The following is a 16444-nucleotide window of genomic DNA, read 5'->3' as shown; positions in this document are numbered from 1 at the left end:
GCGCCGCGAACGCCGGAGTGTGCGGATCGCCACAGCCCCGGCCCGGCACAACGCCCGAAGGGGCCCGGCGGCGGCAAGGGCCGTATCTCCGCCGCCGGGCCCCGTCCCGTCACCCGGTCAGCAGGCGCTGAGGTCCTGCCAGACACCCCACTCGCCGGTGGTGCCGGGCTCCTCGCCCTTGGTCCACCACTTCGCCTTCCAGGTGCGGGCCTTGTGGGACACCGTGGTGCCGGAGCCGTACTCGGCCGCCGCGCTCCACGCGGGCGCGGTGCACGCACCGGGCGTCGGCGTGGGCGTCGGCGTGGGCGTCGGGTTCGTCGGGTCGGGCGACGGGCCGGTGCCCGTACCGGGCTCCACCACCGTCACGCCCCGCGCCAGGTCCCCGGCGAGCGCGTACGTCGTGCCGCCGATGTTCACCGTCCAGTTCCACGGGGTGGACACGGGCAGGTAGTAGTTGAACGACAGGTCCACGGAGGCGCCCGGCGCCAGCGTCTGCCACGCGGGCAGCTTCAGCGAGACGCGGTGGAAGTCGCCCTTCAGCCCGCCCACGTTGCCGCCGGTGTGGTCGCTGCTGATCACCCTGGTCCCGAAGCCGGACTGGTCGGAGGCGTTGCCCGGCGCGGCCGTGGAGTAGTCGAACTGGAACTCCGTGCCGCCCGGCAGCGTCGTCTTCGTGTTGTTGGTGATCTTCAGCTTCGGCGTGATCGGGTAGTTGGAGTCACCGAGCTTGAACTCGCCGAACTCGGCGCCGATGTTCACCGCCTTGGTGGGCAGCGCCTTGTTGGAGACCTTCGCGCCGTACGGCGTGGCCGACTTGAACTTGTCGTACATCAGCGAGGTCAGCGTGGAGCCGGGGCCGTACTGCCCCTTGGCCGCGTTCCAGCCGTAGTCGCCGGCCAGCTCCCACACCATCGTGCCGCCGATGCCCTTGTCGACCACGTAGTCGGCCTTGCGGGCCACCGACTGCTCGTCCTCGGTCGACAGGAAGACCTTCTTCTCCGCGTTCCACAGCCAGGGCGCGACCAGGGTGGAGTCGTAGCGGCGGGCGTAGGTGCCGGTCAGCCTGGTGTCCGCGCCGAAACCGTACGCCGGCAGGTAGTCGCCGAGGATGCCCTTCTCCAGGTTCTTGGCGTGCCACATCGGGTTGGAGCCGGCCGGCGACTCCTTGCCGTTGTCGTCCTTGTCGTGCCACAGGTTGTCGATGCCGACCGCGCCGTCACCGCACTTGGTCAGGCCCGACCCGGCCGGGCAGGTGGTGGCGGCCGCCCTGCCCCACAGCCCGTCCGTGCCGCCCTGCACGTTCTTGTGGCCGCGCGTGTAGTACGGCAGGCCGATGTTGATCCGGCCGGCCGGCATGGAGCCCCGGAAGTAGTGGTACGCCCAGTCGGTGTTGAGGTAGCCGATGCCGCCGTACTGCTGGCTGCCGTAGACGTTCGCCGCCGCCAGCTCCGCGTCCTTGCCGTCGTCGAAGAGCGAGGCGTTCGGGCCGACGTACTCGTTCCAGGCGCCGTGCAGGTCGTAGGACATGATGTTGACGTAGTCCAGGTACTTCTGGACCTGGAAGGTCTCCATGCCGCGCAGCAGGTAGCCGGAGGAGGGGGCCGCGACGGTCAGCATGTAGTGCCTGCCGTCGGCCGCGCCCGCCCGGTCCAGCTTCTCGCGCAGGGTCTTCATCAGGGCCGCGTACCCCTTGACCAGCCCCGCCCGGCGGGCGTTGGAGACCGAGTAGTCCAGCGGGTTGCCGGCGTCCTTCATGGAGGTCGGGTACTCGTAGTCGATGTCGACGCCGTTGAAGCCGTACTTCTTGATGAAGGCGACCGCGGAGTCGGCGAAGGTGTCGATCCCCGCCTGGTTGACCGAGCCGTCGGCGTTGGTGGCCATCGTGTAGAAGCCGCCGGAGTTGACGCGCTTGCCGCTGTCGTCGAAGTAGCCGCCGGTCTCGGCCCAGCCGCCCACCGAGATCAGCGTCTTGACGTCGGGGTGCTGCTTCTTGAACTTGTTGAGCAGGTTGAAGTGCCCCTTGTACGTGTACGCGGGGTCCATCTCGGCGCCCGCGACGCCCGGCCAGGTCATCCCGGTCGCGGCGTTGTTCGGGCCGTCCGTGCCGACCGACAGCCTGTTGGCGGAGTCGACGTGGCCGAAGGCGTAGTTGATGTGGGTGACCTTGTCCCACGGGACGTCGGAGGCCAGGTAGGCCGGGGTGCCGTCCTTGCCGGTGCGCCAGCCGGTGAAGTAGCCGATGACGCGGCGCTGGTGGTCGGCGCCCATCTTCTCGCGGCCCTCGGCGTCGTAGACCGAGCAGTACGGGACGGTGACGCCGGGGGTCGCGTACAGCCCGTCGGGGCGACAGGACGCGTGGTCGGTGGCGGCGTGGGAGACGCCGCCGGACAGGGAGCCGAGCAGCAGTCCGGCGGCGGCTGCGCCGGACGTGAGCAGCGTGGCTCGTCTGCGGGTGGGGGACAGCACGGTCGGTTCCTCCTGGGAGGCAGAGGGAGGCGGGGGCACACAACTGGCAGGGGAGTGGGTCGTGTTGGAGGCCCGGTGTGCGCACACCTGCGGGCCGGCTCCATGGAGGTGACGCAGACATTAAAAGGACTAGACCAAGTGGTCAATAGGTCTGGACCACTTAGGTCGCGCATGTCATGCTCCGGTCGACCTGTGAGGCAGGACACAGCGCTCGCCCGCATGGGTGACGACCGGGCGTGGCACACTGGCCCTGTATCAGCAGCAGCGCACTCCGGGGTCGGTGCAATTCCGAACCGGCGGTTACAGTCCGCGACCCGGCCGCATCCAGTGGCCGGTTGACCAGGTGAAATTCCTGGACCGACGGTGAAAGTCCGGATGGGAGGCAGTGCGCGGCGGGTGACCCCTCCCTGGGGCGACCGGCCGTTTCGTGTGCTGGTCGCCGGTGTCCGGCGACCGGTCCTTCCGGCCGCGCGTCCCCCTGTGCGGTGGTGTCGTCCCGCTTCCCTGTCGTCATCGACAGGCCCCGGAGTCCGCGCCCGTAGAGGCAGGAGGACCCGGTGGCCACCGCAGCGGACCGGACCGGCACGGCAGACGCGGCCGACATCGCCGCCATGCGCCGAGCCGTCGCGCTCGCCTCCCGTGGACTCGGCTCCACCAGCCCCAACCCCGTCGTGGGCTGCGTCGTCCTCGACGCCTCCGGCCACGAGGTCGGCGCCGGCTGGCACGAGCGCGCCGGCGGCCCCCACGCCGAGGTCCACGCCCTGCGCCAGGCAGGCGTCCTCGCCCGCGGCGGCACCGCCTACGTCACGCTCGAACCCTGCAACCACACCGGCCGCACCGGCCCCTGCGCCCAGGCCCTCATCGAGGCCGGGATCGCCCGCGTCGTCTACGCGGTCGGCGACCCCGACCCGCAGGCCACCGGCGGCGCCGCCACCCTCCGCGCGGCCGGCGTCGAGGTCACCGCGGGCGTCCTGGAGGCGGAGGCCGAGGCCGGCAACGCCGCCTGGCTCACCTCCGTACGCCTCGGCCGCCCCTACGTCCTGTGGAAGTACGCCGCCACTCTCGACGGCCGCGTCGCCGCCCAGGACGGCACCAGCCGCTGGATCAGCTCGCCCGAGTCCCGCGCCGATGTGCACCGGCTGCGCGCCGAGGCCGACGCGGTGGTCGTCGGCTCCGGCACCGCGCGCGCCGACGACCCGCACCTCGCGGTGCGCGGCATCGAGGGCGCCGTCCAGCCGCTGCGGGTCGTCGTCGACACCGGGGCCACCGCCGTCCGGCCCGGCGCCCGGGTCCTGGACGACGCCGCGCCGACCCTGATCGCGGTCGCCGAGGACGCCGCGCCGGACCTGCCCGGCACCGACGTCGTACGGCTGCCCAGGGCGGGCGGCGGACTGTCCGTACCGGCCCTGCTGGCCGCCCTGCACGAGCGCGGCGTCCGCTCCGTGCTCCTCGAGGGCGGCCCGGCCCTCGCCGGGTCCTTCGTCGCCGCGGGCGCCGTCGACAAGGTCGTCGGCTACCTCGCCCCCGTGCTGCTCGGCGCGGGCCCCGCCGCCCTGGCCGGCGCCGGGATCACCACCCTCACCGACGCGCTGCGGCTCGAGATCACCGAGACCGCGCGCACCGGCCCCGACCTTCGTATCACCGCCGTCCCCGCCACCCCCAAGGAGCGCTGAGCGTGTTCACCGGAATCGTCGAAGAGCTGGGTGAGGTCACCGCGGTCGAGAACCTCGGCGACTCCTCCCGCTTCCGCCTGCGCGGCCCCCTCGTCACCGAGGACGCCAAGCACGGCGACTCGATCGCCGTCAACGGCGTCTGCCTCACCGTCGTGGAGACCGCCGCCGGCGAGTTCACCGCCGACGTGATGGCCGAGACGCTCAGCCGCTCCAGCCTCGGCGCGCTGGGTCCCGGCTCCCGGGTCAACCTGGAGCGGCCCATGGCGGTCGGCGACCGGCTCGGCGGCCACATCGTCCAGGGCCACGTCGACGGCACCGGCACCATCCTGGCCCGCACGCCCTCCGAGAACTGGGAGATCGTCAAGATCTCCCTCCCGGCCCCCTTGCGCCGGTACGTCGTCGAGAAGGGCTCCATCACGGTGGACGGCGTCAGCCTCACCGTCGTCGACGCCGGCCAGGACCACTTCACCATCAGCCTCATCCCGACGACGCTCGCCCTGACCACGCTCGGCATCAAGGAGCCCGGCGACCCGGTCAACCTCGAGGTCGACGTCATCGCCAAGTACGTCGAGCGGATGCTCGGCGCCCGGACCGGGGAGACGGCCCAGTGAACTGGCTCAACTCCGAGGCCTTCACCGCCTTCGGCCAGCACATCCTGTGGTCCGACATGATCGGCAACACGATCGGTCTGATCGCCCTCGCCCTCGGCTGGCGGCGCTCCATCCTCACCTGGCCCGCCCAGCTCCTCTCCGGCGTCATCCTGATCGCCGCCTACGCCTCCGCCCACCTCAGCGGCGGCGTCGGCAAGCAGCTCCTGGTCATCGGCGTCGCCGCCTGGGGCTGGCGCCAGTGGTCCCGGGGCAGGCAGCAGGCCCAGGACGGCTCCATCGCCGTCCGGTTCGCCTCCTGGAAGGAGCGCGGACTGCTCCTCGGCGGAGCCGCCCTCGGCACCCTCGCCGTCGGCGGGTTGTTCACCCTCTACCCGGCGCTCTCCTGGAGCCCGTGGGCCGACGCGTACATCTTCGTCGGCACGCTCGTCGCGATGGTCGCCCAGGCCCGGGGCCTGGTCGAGTTCTGGTTCGCCTGGCTCCTCGTCGACCTCGTCGGCGTGCCGCTGGCCTTCTCCAGCGGCCTGGCCTTCTCCGGCCTCGTGTACGTGATCTATTTCGCCCTCGTTCTGTGGGGCATGCGCGACTGGTGGCTCCGTACGCGCACTCCCGCTCTGGAAGGAGCACTCCTGTGAGCGACGCGTGCGCGGCCACCGGGCCGCAGACGATCGAGATGCCCGCACATCTTCGCCGCGCAGGCGGAGAAGCGAACGAAAGGAACGCGGCATGACCTCCCTGAGCGTCTGGGACGCCACGGACCTCGCCCTCGACCCGGTCGAGCAGGCCATCCGCGACATCGCCGCCGGCCGCCCCGTCGTGGTCGTCGACGACGAGGACCGCGAGAACGAGGGCGACCTCGTCATCGCCGCCGAGAAGGCCACCCCCGAGATCGTCGCCTTCATGATGAGCGAGTGCCGCGGCCTGATCTGCGCCCCCATGGAGGGCGACGAACTCGACCGCCTCCAGCTCCCGCAGATGGTCGGCGACAACACCGAGTCGATGAAGACGGCCTTCACCGTCTCCGTCGACGCGGCCCCCGTCCACGGCGTCACCACCGGCATCTCCGCCGCCGACCGCGCCACCACCCTCCAGTTGCTCGCCGGCGGCACGGCGGGGCCGGGCGACTTCGTGCGCCCCGGGCACGTCTTCCCGCTGCGCGCCCAGCCCGGCGGCGTCCTGGTGCGCAACGGCCACACCGAGGCGGCCGTCGACCTGGCCCGGCTCGCCGGTCTGCGCCCGGCCGGCGCCATCGTCGAGATCGCCGGCGAGGACGGCGTCATGCTCCGCCTGCCCGAGCTGGTCCCGTTCGCCCGCAAGCACGGCCTGACGATCATCTCCATCGAGGACCTGATCGCCTACCGCCGCGGCAACGAGCCGACCGTCCGCCGCGAGGCCGAGGTGCGGCTGCCGACCGCGCACGGCGAGTACACCGCCTACGGCTACCGCTCCACCGTCGACGGCGTGGAGCACATCGCCCTCGTCCACGGCGACCTCGGCGACGGCGAGGACGTCCTCGTCCGCGTCCACTCCGAGTGCCTGACCGGCGACATCTTCCACTCGCTGCGCTGCGACTGCGGCCCCCAGCTCCAGGCCTCCATGGAGCGCGTCACCGAGGCCGGCCGGGGCGTCGTCGTCTACCTGCGCGGCCACGAGGGACGCGGCATCGGCCTGCTGTCCAAGCTGCGCGCCTACGAACTCCAGGAGCGCGGCCACGACACCCTCGACGCCAACCTGGAGCTCGGCCTGCCCGCCGACGCCCGCGACTACGCCGCCGGCGCCCAGATGCTCGCCGACCTCGGCGTCCGCAGCGTCCGCCTGATGACCAACAACCCCGACAAGGTCGACGCCCTCGTACGGTACGGGCTGACCGTCAACGGCCGTGAGCCCATGCCCGTCCAGGCGGGCGAGCACAACCTCCGCTACCTGCGCACCAAGCGGGACCGGATGGGCCACGACCTGCCCTGGCTCGACGCCGCCGCCGGCGCGTCGCCCTGCAACAACCAGTAAGACAGCCAGACCCACCAGCAAGGAGACACCCACGTGAGCGGCAAGGGCGCACCCGAACTGAGCGTGAAGAAGTGCGGCGACCTCCGGGTCGCCGTGATCGCGGCGCAGTGGCACGAGAAGATCATGGACGGCCTCGTCGACGGCGCCCTGCGCGCCCTGCACGAGCTGGGCATCGACGAGCCGACCCTGCTGCGGGTCCCCGGCAGCTTCGAGCTCCCGGTCGTCGCCAAGGTCCTCGCCGGCCGCGGCTACGACGCGATCGTCGCGCTCGGCGTCGTCATCCGGGGCGGTACGCCCCACTTCGAGTACGTGTGCCAGGGCGTCACCCAGGGCCTCGTCCAGGTCTCCGTCGACACCGGCGTCCCCGTCGGCTTCGGCGTCCTCACCTGCGACACCGAGGAGCAGGCCCTGGACCGCGCCGGCCTGGAGGGCTCGAACGAGGACAAGGGCCACGAAGCGGTCACCGCCGCCGTCGCCACCGCGACCACACTGCGCACGGTCAGCGAACCCTGGCGCTGAGTGGGCACGCACCACCCCGTACTCTTAGGACCATCATGGCGAACAGAACCCGTAAAAGCTTCGAAGAGCTCTTCGCCGAGCTGGAGCTCAAGGCCAAGACCGGCGACCCCGCCACCTCCCGCACCGCCGAGCTGGTGGACAAGGGCGTCCACGCCATCGGCAAGAAGGTCGTCGAGGAGGCCGCCGAGGTCTGGATGGCCGCCGAGTACGAGGGCAAGGAAGCCGCCGCCGAGGAGATCTCGCAGTTGCTGTACCACGTCCAGGTGATGATGGTCGCCCGCGGGATCTCGCTCGACGACGTGTACGCCCACCTCTGAGCCCGCCCCGCACCCGCAGAACCTCCTTTTCACAGTTAGGAAGCCCACCCCATGCTGCGCATCGCCGTCCCCAACAAGGGTTCACTGTCCGGACCTGCGTCGGCGATGCTCCATGAGGCCGGCTACCAGCAGCGCAAGGAGTCCAAAGAGCTGGTGATGGTCGACCCGGAGAACGAGGTCGAGTTCTTCTACCTCCGCCCCCGTGACATCGCCATCTACGTCAGCTCCGGCAAGCTCGACATCGGCATCACCGGCCGCGACCTGCTGCTGGACTCCGGCGCCAGCGCCGAGGAGATCCTCCAGCTCGGCTTCGCCCGTTCCACCTTCCGCTACGCCACCAAGCCCGGCACCGCGGCCGGCCCCGCCGACTTCGGCGGCATGACGATCGCCACCTCCTACGAGGGCATCGTCGCCAAGCACCTCGCCGACCAGGGCATCGACGCCTCCGTCGTCCACCTCGACGGCGCGGTCGAGACCGCCATCGAGCTCGGCGTCGCCCAGGTCATCGCCGACGTCGTGGAGACCGGCACCTCGCTGCGCAACGCGGGCCTGGAGGTCATCGGCGAGCCGATCCTCAAGTCCGAGGCCGTCGTCGTCCGGCGCACCGGCGCCCCCGCCGACGACCCCAAGGTGCAGCAGTTCCTGCGCCGCCTCCAGGGCGTCCTGGTGGCCCGCAGTTACGTGATGATGGACTACGACTGCCGGGTCGAGCACCTGGAGCAGGCCGTCGCCCTCACCCCGGGCCTGGAATCGCCCACCGTCTCGCCGCTGCACCACGAGGGCTGGGTCGCCGTCCGCGCCATGGTCCCCGCCCGTGAGGCGCAGCGCATCATGGACGACCTGTACGCCCTCGGCGCACGGGCGATCCTGACCACCGAGATCCACGCCTGCCGCCTCTGAGGTGACCCCCAGCCCCATGTCCGACTCCCCGCTCCCCGCGCTCCCGGTCACCTTCCGGCCCACCCGCACCCGGGTGGTCCTGCTGTCCGTGGGCGCGGTGATGTTCGCCGTCATCACGGCCGTCGCCCTGATGCTCGAGAAGCTCGGCCCCGGTGAGCGCGCGAGCTTCGTCTTCGTCGCGGCGCTCTTCTTCGCCGTCCTGGCCCTCCTCAGCCGCCCCAAGGTCGTCGCGGACGACGAGGGCGTCACCGTCGTCAACCTCACCAGGACCCGTCGCCTGGCCTGGGCGGAGATCCTCCAGGTGAACCTGCGCGAGGGCGACCCCTGGGTCTTCCTCGACCTCAGCGACGGCACCAGCATGCCCGCGCTGGGCATCCAGCCCGGCATCGGCAAGCAGCGCGCCATCCGCGACGCGCGCGCCCTGCGGGCCCTCGCCGAGACCCGCGGAACCGGAGTGGACGGCGCCTGACCAGGGCGTACGCGCCCGTGTCGCTCATATGGGCGGCGACCCCCTGCCCCAGTGGGGGTCCGCGTGATTACTCTTATGGCGGTGGCGCCGAGCGCGCCACCGCCTCGCGCACACGGCCGCACCCACGCACCACCGGGCCGGCGGGGCACCTGCGACCCGAGGAGTGATTCCCTCCAGCAATGGACGGATCGTCCGGTAGTACCTGCGCCGCCCCCTCCGAGGAGGCGGCGGCATGACCATCCCCCTCCTGCTGCTCGCCGCGGCATTCCTCCTGATCCTCGCCAACGGCTTCTTCGTGGCGGCCGAGTTCGGCCTCGTCACCGTGGAGCGGGCGGACGCCGAGCGCGCCGCCGCCGAGGGCGACCGGCGGGCCCGTACCGTCGTCCGGGCGCTGCGCGAGCTGTCCTTCCAGCTCTCCGGCACCCAGCTCGGCATCACCATCACCTCGCTCGTCGTCGGCATGCTCGCCGAACCGGCGCTCGCACAGCTCCTCGACGGGCCGCTCACCGCGACCGGACTGCCCGAAGGGGCCGTCCCCGGCGTCGCGGTGGTGATCGGCATGCTGGGCGCGTCCGCCGTCCAGATGGTGATCGGCGAGCTCGTCCCCAAGAACTGGGCCGTCTCCCGGCCCCTCCAGGTCGCGCGGTTCGTCGCCGGCCCGCAGCACCTGTTCTCGACCGCCTTCCGGCCGGTCATCGCCCTGCTCAACGCCGTCGCCAACCGGCTCGTGCGGCTGCTGGGCGTCGAACCGACCGAGGAGCTCGCCTCCGCCCGCACGCCCGGCGAGCTGGTCTCGCTCGCCCGCCACTCCGCGCGCGCCGGCGCCCTCGAACAGGACACGGCCGACCTCTTCGTACGGACCCTCACGCTCGGCGGGCTCACCGCCCAGCACGTGATGACCCCGCGCGTGAAGGTCAACGCGCTGCGGACCGACGCCACGGCGGCGGACGTCGTCAACCTCACCCGGGCCACCGGGCTTTCCCGCTTCCCGGTCTACCGGGAGCGCATCGACGAGGTCGTCGGCATGGTGCACCTGAAGGACGCGCTCGCCGTGCCCGCGCACGAGCGGCTGCGCACCCCGGTGGGCCGCGTCGCCGTCCCCCCGCTGCTCGTCCCCGAGACGCTGCCCGCCCAGGCACTCCTGGAACAACTGCGCAGCGAGCAGCCGATCGCCGTCGTCGTCGACGAGTACGGCGGCACGGCCGGGGTCGTCACCCTGGAGGACATCGTCGAGGAACTCGTCGGCGAGGTCCGTGACGAGCACGACGCCGAGGGCGACGACCTGCCCGAACTGGCCGCCGTCGGCGCCGAGGACGGCCACCCCGCGTGGGAGGCCGACGGAAGCTGCCGGGTCCACACCCTGAAGCGGATAGGCCTGGACGTCCCCGACGGGCCGTACGAGACCGTCGCCGGGCTCGTCGCCGACCTGCTCGGCCGCATCCCCGCCCCCGGCGACCGCGCCGAACTGCCCGGCTGGCGCCTCTCGGTGCGCCAGGTGGACCGGTACCGCGCCGAACGCGTCCGGCTGGTCCGCACGGCCGACGTCCTGGCGGAGGCCGTCCGATGAGCGTCCTCCAACTGCTCTTCGCGGGCCTGCTCGTGCTCGCGAACGGCTTCTTCGTCGGCGCCGAGTTCGCCCTGGTGTCCGTGCGCCGCAGCCAGATCGAGCCGCTCGGCCCGGGCTCCAAGCGGGCCCGCCAGGTCCTGTACGGCCTGGAGAACCTGCCGCAGATGATGGCGGCCGCGCAGTTCGGCATCACCGTCTGCTCCCTGACCCTCGGCGCGGTCGCCGAACCGACCGTGGCACACCTGCTGGAACCGGTCTTCCACGCCGTGCACCTGCCCGAGGGCCTGATCCACCCGCTCGGTTACGTCATCGCGCTCGCCGTGGTGGTCTTCCTGCACCTCGTGATCGGCGAGATGCTCCCGAAGAACCTCGCCATGGCCGCCCCGGAGAAGACCGCGCTGTGGCTCAGCCCCGGCCTGGTCGGCTTCGCCCGGCTGTGCCGCCCGGTGACGGCGGCCCTCGGCGCGTGCTCGCGCCTGGTGCTGCGGGCGTTCCGGGTCGAGCCGAAGGACGAGGTGGAGGCGGTGTTCACCAGCACCCAGCTCGGCCGGCTCGTCGAGGACGCCGGCCAGGCCGGGCTCCTCGCCCCGGCCGAGCAGGAGCGGCTGGAGGACGCGCTGGAGCTGGGCAGCCGCCCGGTGTCCGACGTCCTCATCCCGCGTACGTCCCTGGTGACGGTCACCCCGTCGGTCACCCCGGCCGAGGTCGAGGAGCTCACCGTCCGCACGGGATACTCCCGGTTCCCGGTGTGCGCCGAGGGCAGCGGCGCCTTCATGGGGTTCGTGCACGTCAAGGACGTGCTGGACCTGGAGGACGCCGACCGGGCCGTCCCCCAGCACATGTGGCGCCCGATGGCCACGCTCCGCTCGGAGCTGCCGCTCGACGACGCCCTGACCGTGATGCGCCGGGCGGCCACGCACCTGGCGCAGGTCGCCGACGCGTCCGGCCGGGTGCTGGGCCTGGTGGCACTGGAGGACGTGCTGGAGATGCTGGTGGGCGAGGTCCGCGACCCCGCGCACCGCTCCGCCACGCCCCTGGTGCCCCTGATCGCACGCGGCTCGGCGGCCGGTGCGCTCCGGGCGCCGTCCCCGGGCCCCGGTGCGGACCCGGAGCGGGGCCGCGGGCGGCTCGCTCCCGCGTCAGGACCGGCCGCCGGACCGGGCCCCGGCCCGGCACAGGGCGTCCTGACGCCTCAGTAGCCCGCGGGCCCCGGCCCGCCGGGGGAGCCCGGCGGGTCCTGGGGCCCCCGGGACGCGGGACCGCGCCGCCCCGAGAGGACCTCGCCGTACGCCTGCATCAGATCCGGCAGGCGCAGCGTGGCGAGGTCCTCGCGGGTGGGCGTGCCGGAGTAGCCGGACAGCCGCAGATCGCGGTAGGCACACGACTTCTCGTACAGGGTGCGCAGGAAGCGGCCGTTGCCCAGCTCGTCGATCCAGCCCTGCTCGACCACATGGCCGCTGATCGAGCGCAGCTCGTCCAGGGCCTCCTCGTCCCACACGTCGTCGTTCGCCGCCGCCAGCACCTCGCCGATCGCGGTCAGCTCCAGCGGCCGGTACGAGGGGAAGTCGACCCGCGTGGTGAAGCGGGACGACAGGCCCGGGTTGGTGGCGAGGAGCCGGTCCATGCCCTCCGGGTAGCCGGCGAGGATCACCACCAGGTGGTCGCGGTTGTCCTCGGCGCGCTTGAGCAGCACCTGGAGGGCCTCGTCCCCGTACGCGTCGCCCTTGCTGTACCCGGTGTTGGACAGGGAGTACGCCTCGTCCACGAACAGCACCCCGCCCAGCGCCGAGTCGATCAGCTCGTTCGCCTTCACGGCGGTCTGCCCGAGGAACTCGCCGACCAGGTCGGCCCGCTGCGCCTCCACGAGGTGGTCGCCGCCGAGCAGCCCGAGGGCGTAGAAGACCCGGCCGAGAATCCTCGCGACCGTGGTCTTCCCGGTGCCGGAGGGCCCGGAGAAGACAAAGTGACGTTTCGGCGGCTGCACCGGCAGGCCCTGCCCGGCCCTCAGCCGGGCCATCTCCAACTGCGCCGAGAGCGCCTTGACCTGCCGTTTCACCGGGTCCATGCCCACCATGCGCTCCAGTTGGGCGAGCGCCTCCGCCAGCAGCGCCGGGTCGGTGGGGCTGGCGGGGAACACCGGGGTGCGCGGCCGGCCGGGCACGGGGGCCTGCTCGCGGGCGCCATGGGCGGGCGCCGGCGGCTTGACCGGCGGCTGCGCCCCGGGCTGGCCGGACGACTGGCCGGGCGGCTGCGGGTCGCCGCCGAGGCGGAGCGCGTCACCGGGCGGCACGTCCGGTGCGTCGGGCAGGTCCGCGGCGTCCTGGCCGAGGCCGGCCAGGGACACCGCCGCCAGGTCCGCGGGGTCGTCGGGTCCGTCGAACCCGTCGTACTCGGCGATGGCCGCCAGCCGCGCGGCGGTGTCCATGAAGGCCGGGTCGATCCGGTGCACCGCCCGGTACAGCGGCAGGGCGGCGGCGCTGCGCCCGGTGCCCTCCCGGGCGCGGGCCAGCCAGTAGCGCAGCTCCTTGCGCTGCGGCTGCTCGCTGCGGCAGCGCATCAGGGCGGCCGCCAGCATCGGCTCGGCCTGCCCGTACATCTCCAGGCGGACGCGGGCCATGCCGCCGAACAGCCCGGCCTCGACGCCCAGCAGCGGATCGTTCACCAGTGGTTCGGTGTGGCGGACGAGCTGGTCCCAGTCCTTGACCAGGTAGGCCCGGCACGCGTGCAGGAAGCGCACCTGCGGGTCGGCGTCGACGGGCGGCAGCCCGGCCAGCGCCCGGTCCAGCTCCGGCACGTGGCGGCCGTCCAGCCAGTGCGAGGCGTGCGCGAGCAGCAGGTCGCGCGGGCTCTCCAGCACGGGCTGGACCCACCAGCCGAGCCAGTACCAGGAGTTCAGCGTGCGGCGGTGGCGGGCGCGCTGCTCGCCGAACCGTTCGCGATTGCGGTACATCCGCAGCAGCGCGGTGGTCGTGTCGACCCTCAGCGCGTGCAGTCCGAGCCAGGCGTCGGCCATGGCGGGATCGAGCCGCACCGCCGCCCGGAACTCCTCCTCCGCCTGCGGATACGCACCCATGGTGTAGGCGTCCACGCCGCGCAGCCAGGCGAGGTCGGCCGGGGCCTGAGTGCCCTGCGTGCCGATGTCCATCGGGTCCCCCACAAACCGTGTCCCCGTACCGGTCCGCCGGGCGGCCGCCCGCCGGAAGCGTTCCCAATCGCCCTTTCATGAACGGGATTTGACCGCACCGAGGGGCATCGTACCGGCACAGGGAGTGTGCGCTTAAGGGCGCGTGGGCGTGACGCGGGCGGGGCGGGGGGCCCGCGGCGCCTCGCGGGGAACGGCCGCGCGGCCTCCAGGACGGTGACCGACGGTGAGCGTCGGGGTGCTGGAGCGGCGCCACCGGGGAGGGGTGGGGCAGGACGAAGCCCCCGATCACGGGGGAACAACCGGGGGCTTCGCGTCTGCGACGGCTTCGGAAAGCCGCACATTGAGAACGTAAGACCTGTCCGGCCCGTCGGTCAAGCGAAGTTGGGGCACTCTCGAGGCTGATTTCCGACTGCTCAGTACGGGTGGGAAAGGCGGTCACTTTCCGTAATGGCCTGGTTCGCAACTGCTGTCGCGGCGGGTCCCGGCAGCCACTCGTACCCCACCGCACACTCCCGTACGAGGGCGTCGGCGAAGGGGCGGGACGGGTCCGCCGCGAAGTGGGCCGTCTCGGCCGCCGTCCACCCGTCCCAGAACGCCGACTGCGCAGGTCCGTCCCGGTGGCGGCCCCGCGCCCAGGACTCCTCGGCGCCCCGCTCCATCCACAGCAGCCGGGCCAGGTGCGGCCGCAGCGCCCGGCGGCCGGCGCCCACGCCCTCGACCAGGACGACCGGGGCCGGGGGGACCGGCCGGGGCGGCCCGAAGCGGCGCAGATTCCAGTCGTACGGGTGAACCCGCGCGACCTCGCCCCGGCCCAGCGGTTCGAGTACCTGCTCGCGGAGCCGGTCCGTCCAGGCGAAGAGCTCCTCGTGCGTGGCGATGTCGTCCAGGTGGACCACCGGGGCCCCGCCGAGCGCCACCGCCAGCCGGCCCGCGAAGGTGGACTTGCCCGAGCCGGCGTGGCCGTCGACCGCGACCAGCCGGACGGGGCCGCAGGAGGGCGGCAGCGCGCGCAGCGCGGCGGCGGGGCGGTCGAGGTCGTCCATGCCGACCACCCTACAAAGCCACAGGTGGAGACCAATATTGGTGGGCCGACGCGGTGCCGCGTTGCTGGCCGAGCCCTGCCCGAACCGGGATAGTGGGCGCACCTGTCGTGCACTTGTCGCCCCGTCCGTACGACCGTCTGGGGGTCACACCGCCATGACCGACTCCACGCCGCAGTCCCCGCCCACCTCCCCGCCGCCCACCGCCGGGTCCACGCCCCGCCGGACCGTCCTCGCCGCGCTGGCCGTCGCGGGGGGCGCGGTGGCGGCCTCCGCCGTGTCCGCCCCCGCGGCCGTCGCCTCGGCGGCCGCGCCGGGCACGTCCACGGCCCGCCGCACCCGCGCCGCCTCCGCCGTCCTCGCCGACGGAACGGCGCCCGGCCTCGTCGACAACCGCTTCTGGACCTCGTGCACCGACTGGCGCTCGGGGACGGGCACCGGCACCCGGGTCCTCTCCGGCCGCCGCCCGGCGCTGGTGATCGCCGCGCCCGCCGGGCGCACCGACTACACCGACCCGCACACCGGCACCAGGGCGACCTGGGAGTACGCCACCTGGACCTCGCCCGAGCACGTCTCCACCGTGCCGGCCACCGAGGCGATCGTCTCGTGGAACGCCGACACCCCGGCCGGCACCTGGATCGCGGTCGAGCTCAAGGGCCGCTACACCGACGGGACCGAGACGCCCTGGTACGTGATGGGCCGCTGGGCGTCGGGCGACGGTGACATCCGGCGGACGTCCGTCGACGGCCAGAAGGACGGGCGGAGCGGCGTCTGGACCGACACCTTCGCGATCGACGACGCCGCGAGCGGGCTGCGCCTGGCGTCGTACCGGCTGCGCCTCACGCTGCACCGGCGGCCGGGGACGCGGCTGACGCCGGCCGTGTGGCGGGTGGGCGCCATGGCGTCGGACGTGCCGGACCGCTTCACCGTGCCCGCCTCCGAGCCCGGCGCGGCCCGGGAGCTGCTCGTCCCGCGCTACTCGCAGAACACCCACATCGGGCAGTACCCGGAGTACGACAACGGCGGCGAGGCGTGGTGCAGCCCCACCTCCTCCCAGATGATCATCGAGTACTGGGGCCGCAGGCCCACCGCCGAGGACCTGGCGTGGGTGAACCCGGACTTCGCCGACCCCCAGGTCTGCCACGCCGCCCGCTTCACCTACGACCACCAGTACCAGGGCTGCGGCAACTGGCCCTTCAACGCCGCCTACGCCGCCACGTACGACGACCTGAGCGCGGTCGTCACCCGGCTGCGGTCGCTCACGGAGCTGGAGACGCTGATCCGCGCCGGGATTCCGGCCATCACCTCGCAGTCGTTCCTCCAGGAGGAGCTGACGGGCGCGGGCTACGGCACGGCGGGCCACCTGATGACCGTGATCGGGTTCACGCCGTCCGGGGACGTGATCGCCAACGACCCGGCGTCCCCGTCCAACGAGGCCGTACGCCGCGTCTACCGGCGCCGCGAGTGGGAGAACATCTGGCTGCGGACCAAGCGCTACAACGCGTCCGGGAAGGTGGTCTCCGGCACGGGGGGCGTCTGCTACCTGTACTGGCCCGCCCACCCCACGACCGCGCAGAGCCGGGCCCTGGAGGCGGTGGGCGTCCGCTGAGGGGCCGCCGAGGGCGCGGACGGCCGGGTGGCGACGGCCGGATGCGGGCGGCTGCCGGGGGCCGTGATGAACGTCTCTCCCCGGGAGGCCGTCCGCGCTGGCACTGTGGTGAGGTCCCCATCGG

14 protein-coding genes and 1 riboswitch are annotated in these 16444 nt (G+C 72.9%); of the genes, 11 read left to right on the top strand and 3 right to left on the bottom strand.

What is annotated here, in order from left to right:
* Positions 1-117: 117 nt before the first annotated feature.
* On the bottom strand, positions 118-2466 hold the full coding sequence (locus tag E2B92_RS18805; protein WP_126884805.1) for a chitinase C-terminal domain-containing protein: 2349 nt from the start codon (positions 2464-2466) through the stop codon (positions 118-120).
* 262 nt (positions 2467-2728) lie between these two features.
* Positions 2729-2859, top strand: a riboswitch (FMN riboswitch).
* 218 nt (positions 2860-3077) lie between these two features.
* Between E2B92_RS18805 and ribD the strand changes: the two genes are divergently transcribed.
* From ribD to E2B92_RS18755, 10 genes are all read left to right on the top strand, one after another.
* Positions 3078-4139: a bifunctional diaminohydroxyphosphoribosylaminopyrimidine deaminase/5-amino-6-(5-phosphoribosylamino)uracil reductase RibD gene (gene ribD / locus E2B92_RS18800; RefSeq protein ID WP_126884823.1), complete on the top strand. Its 1062-nt coding sequence runs from the start codon at positions 3078-3080 to the stop codon at positions 4137-4139.
* 2 nt (positions 4140-4141) lie between these two features.
* The gene (locus E2B92_RS18795; protein ID WP_126884804.1) at positions 4142-4750 is read left to right on the top strand and encodes a riboflavin synthase; all 609 of its coding nucleotides are present in this window, start codon (positions 4142-4144) and stop codon (positions 4748-4750) included.
* Positions 4751-4806: 56 nt separating this feature from the next.
* Positions 4807-5382, top strand: coding sequence for a nicotinamide mononucleotide transporter family protein (locus tag E2B92_RS18790; protein WP_235023886.1), 576 nt, complete (start codon positions 4807-4809; stop codon positions 5380-5382).
* Positions 5383-5473: 91 nt separating this feature from the next.
* On the top strand, positions 5474-6754 hold the full coding sequence (locus E2B92_RS18785) for a bifunctional 3,4-dihydroxy-2-butanone-4-phosphate synthase/GTP cyclohydrolase II (protein WP_126884802.1): 1281 nt from the start codon (positions 5474-5476) through the stop codon (positions 6752-6754).
* 33 nt (positions 6755-6787) lie between these two features.
* Positions 6788-7273: a 6,7-dimethyl-8-ribityllumazine synthase gene (ribH, locus tag E2B92_RS18780; RefSeq protein ID WP_126884801.1), complete on the top strand. Its 486-nt coding sequence runs from the start codon at positions 6788-6790 to the stop codon at positions 7271-7273.
* Between the two features lie 35 nt (positions 7274-7308).
* Positions 7309-7590: a phosphoribosyl-ATP diphosphatase gene (locus E2B92_RS18775; protein ID WP_126884800.1), complete on the top strand. Its 282-nt coding sequence runs from the start codon at positions 7309-7311 to the stop codon at positions 7588-7590.
* A gap of 51 nt (positions 7591-7641) precedes the next feature.
* The gene (gene hisG, locus E2B92_RS18770; RefSeq protein WP_126884799.1) at positions 7642-8490 is read left to right on the top strand and encodes an ATP phosphoribosyltransferase; all 849 of its coding nucleotides are present in this window, start codon (positions 7642-7644) and stop codon (positions 8488-8490) included.
* A gap of 16 nt (positions 8491-8506) precedes the next feature.
* A complete protein-coding gene (locus E2B92_RS18765) occupies positions 8507-8959 on the top strand; it encodes a PH domain-containing protein (protein ID WP_126884798.1) in 453 nt (150 codons plus the stop codon).
* 232 nt (positions 8960-9191) lie between these two features.
* A complete protein-coding gene (locus E2B92_RS18760) occupies positions 9192-10526 on the top strand; it encodes a hemolysin family protein (RefSeq protein ID WP_126884797.1) in 1335 nt (444 codons plus the stop codon).
* Entirely contained in the window at positions 10523-11725 is a 1203-nt protein-coding gene (locus E2B92_RS18755) for a hemolysin family protein (RefSeq protein ID WP_126884796.1), read from the top strand. The genes E2B92_RS18760 and E2B92_RS18755 overlap by 4 nt, the downstream gene beginning before the upstream one ends.
* On the opposite strand, the gene E2B92_RS18750 is transcribed toward E2B92_RS18755, so the two are convergent.
* Both E2B92_RS18750 and E2B92_RS18745 read right to left on the bottom strand, forming a co-directional pair.
* Positions 11719-13671, bottom strand: coding sequence for an AAA family ATPase (locus tag E2B92_RS18750; RefSeq protein ID WP_126884795.1), 1953 nt, complete (start codon positions 13669-13671; stop codon positions 11719-11721). The genes E2B92_RS18755 and E2B92_RS18750 overlap by 7 nt on opposite strands.
* A gap of 413 nt (positions 13672-14084) precedes the next feature.
* A complete protein-coding gene (locus tag E2B92_RS18745; RefSeq protein ID WP_126884794.1) occupies positions 14085-14714 on the bottom strand; it encodes a uridine kinase family protein in 630 nt (209 codons plus the stop codon).
* 154 nt (positions 14715-14868) lie between these two features.
* Here E2B92_RS18745 and E2B92_RS18740 point away from each other — a divergent pair, with 154 nt between their 5' ends.
* Positions 14869-16320, top strand: coding sequence for a peptidase C39 family protein (locus E2B92_RS18740; protein WP_200836962.1), 1452 nt, complete (start codon positions 14869-14871; stop codon positions 16318-16320).
* The last annotated feature ends 124 nt before the right edge of the window (positions 16321-16444 follow it).

Source organism: Streptomyces sp. WAC05374, from assembly GCF_004353505.1.
Taxonomy (GTDB): Bacteria; Actinomycetota; Actinomycetes; order Streptomycetales; family Streptomycetaceae; genus Streptomyces.
Note: the sequence above shows the minus strand (reverse complement) of the source record. Positions and strands in the feature narration are given on the sequence as shown.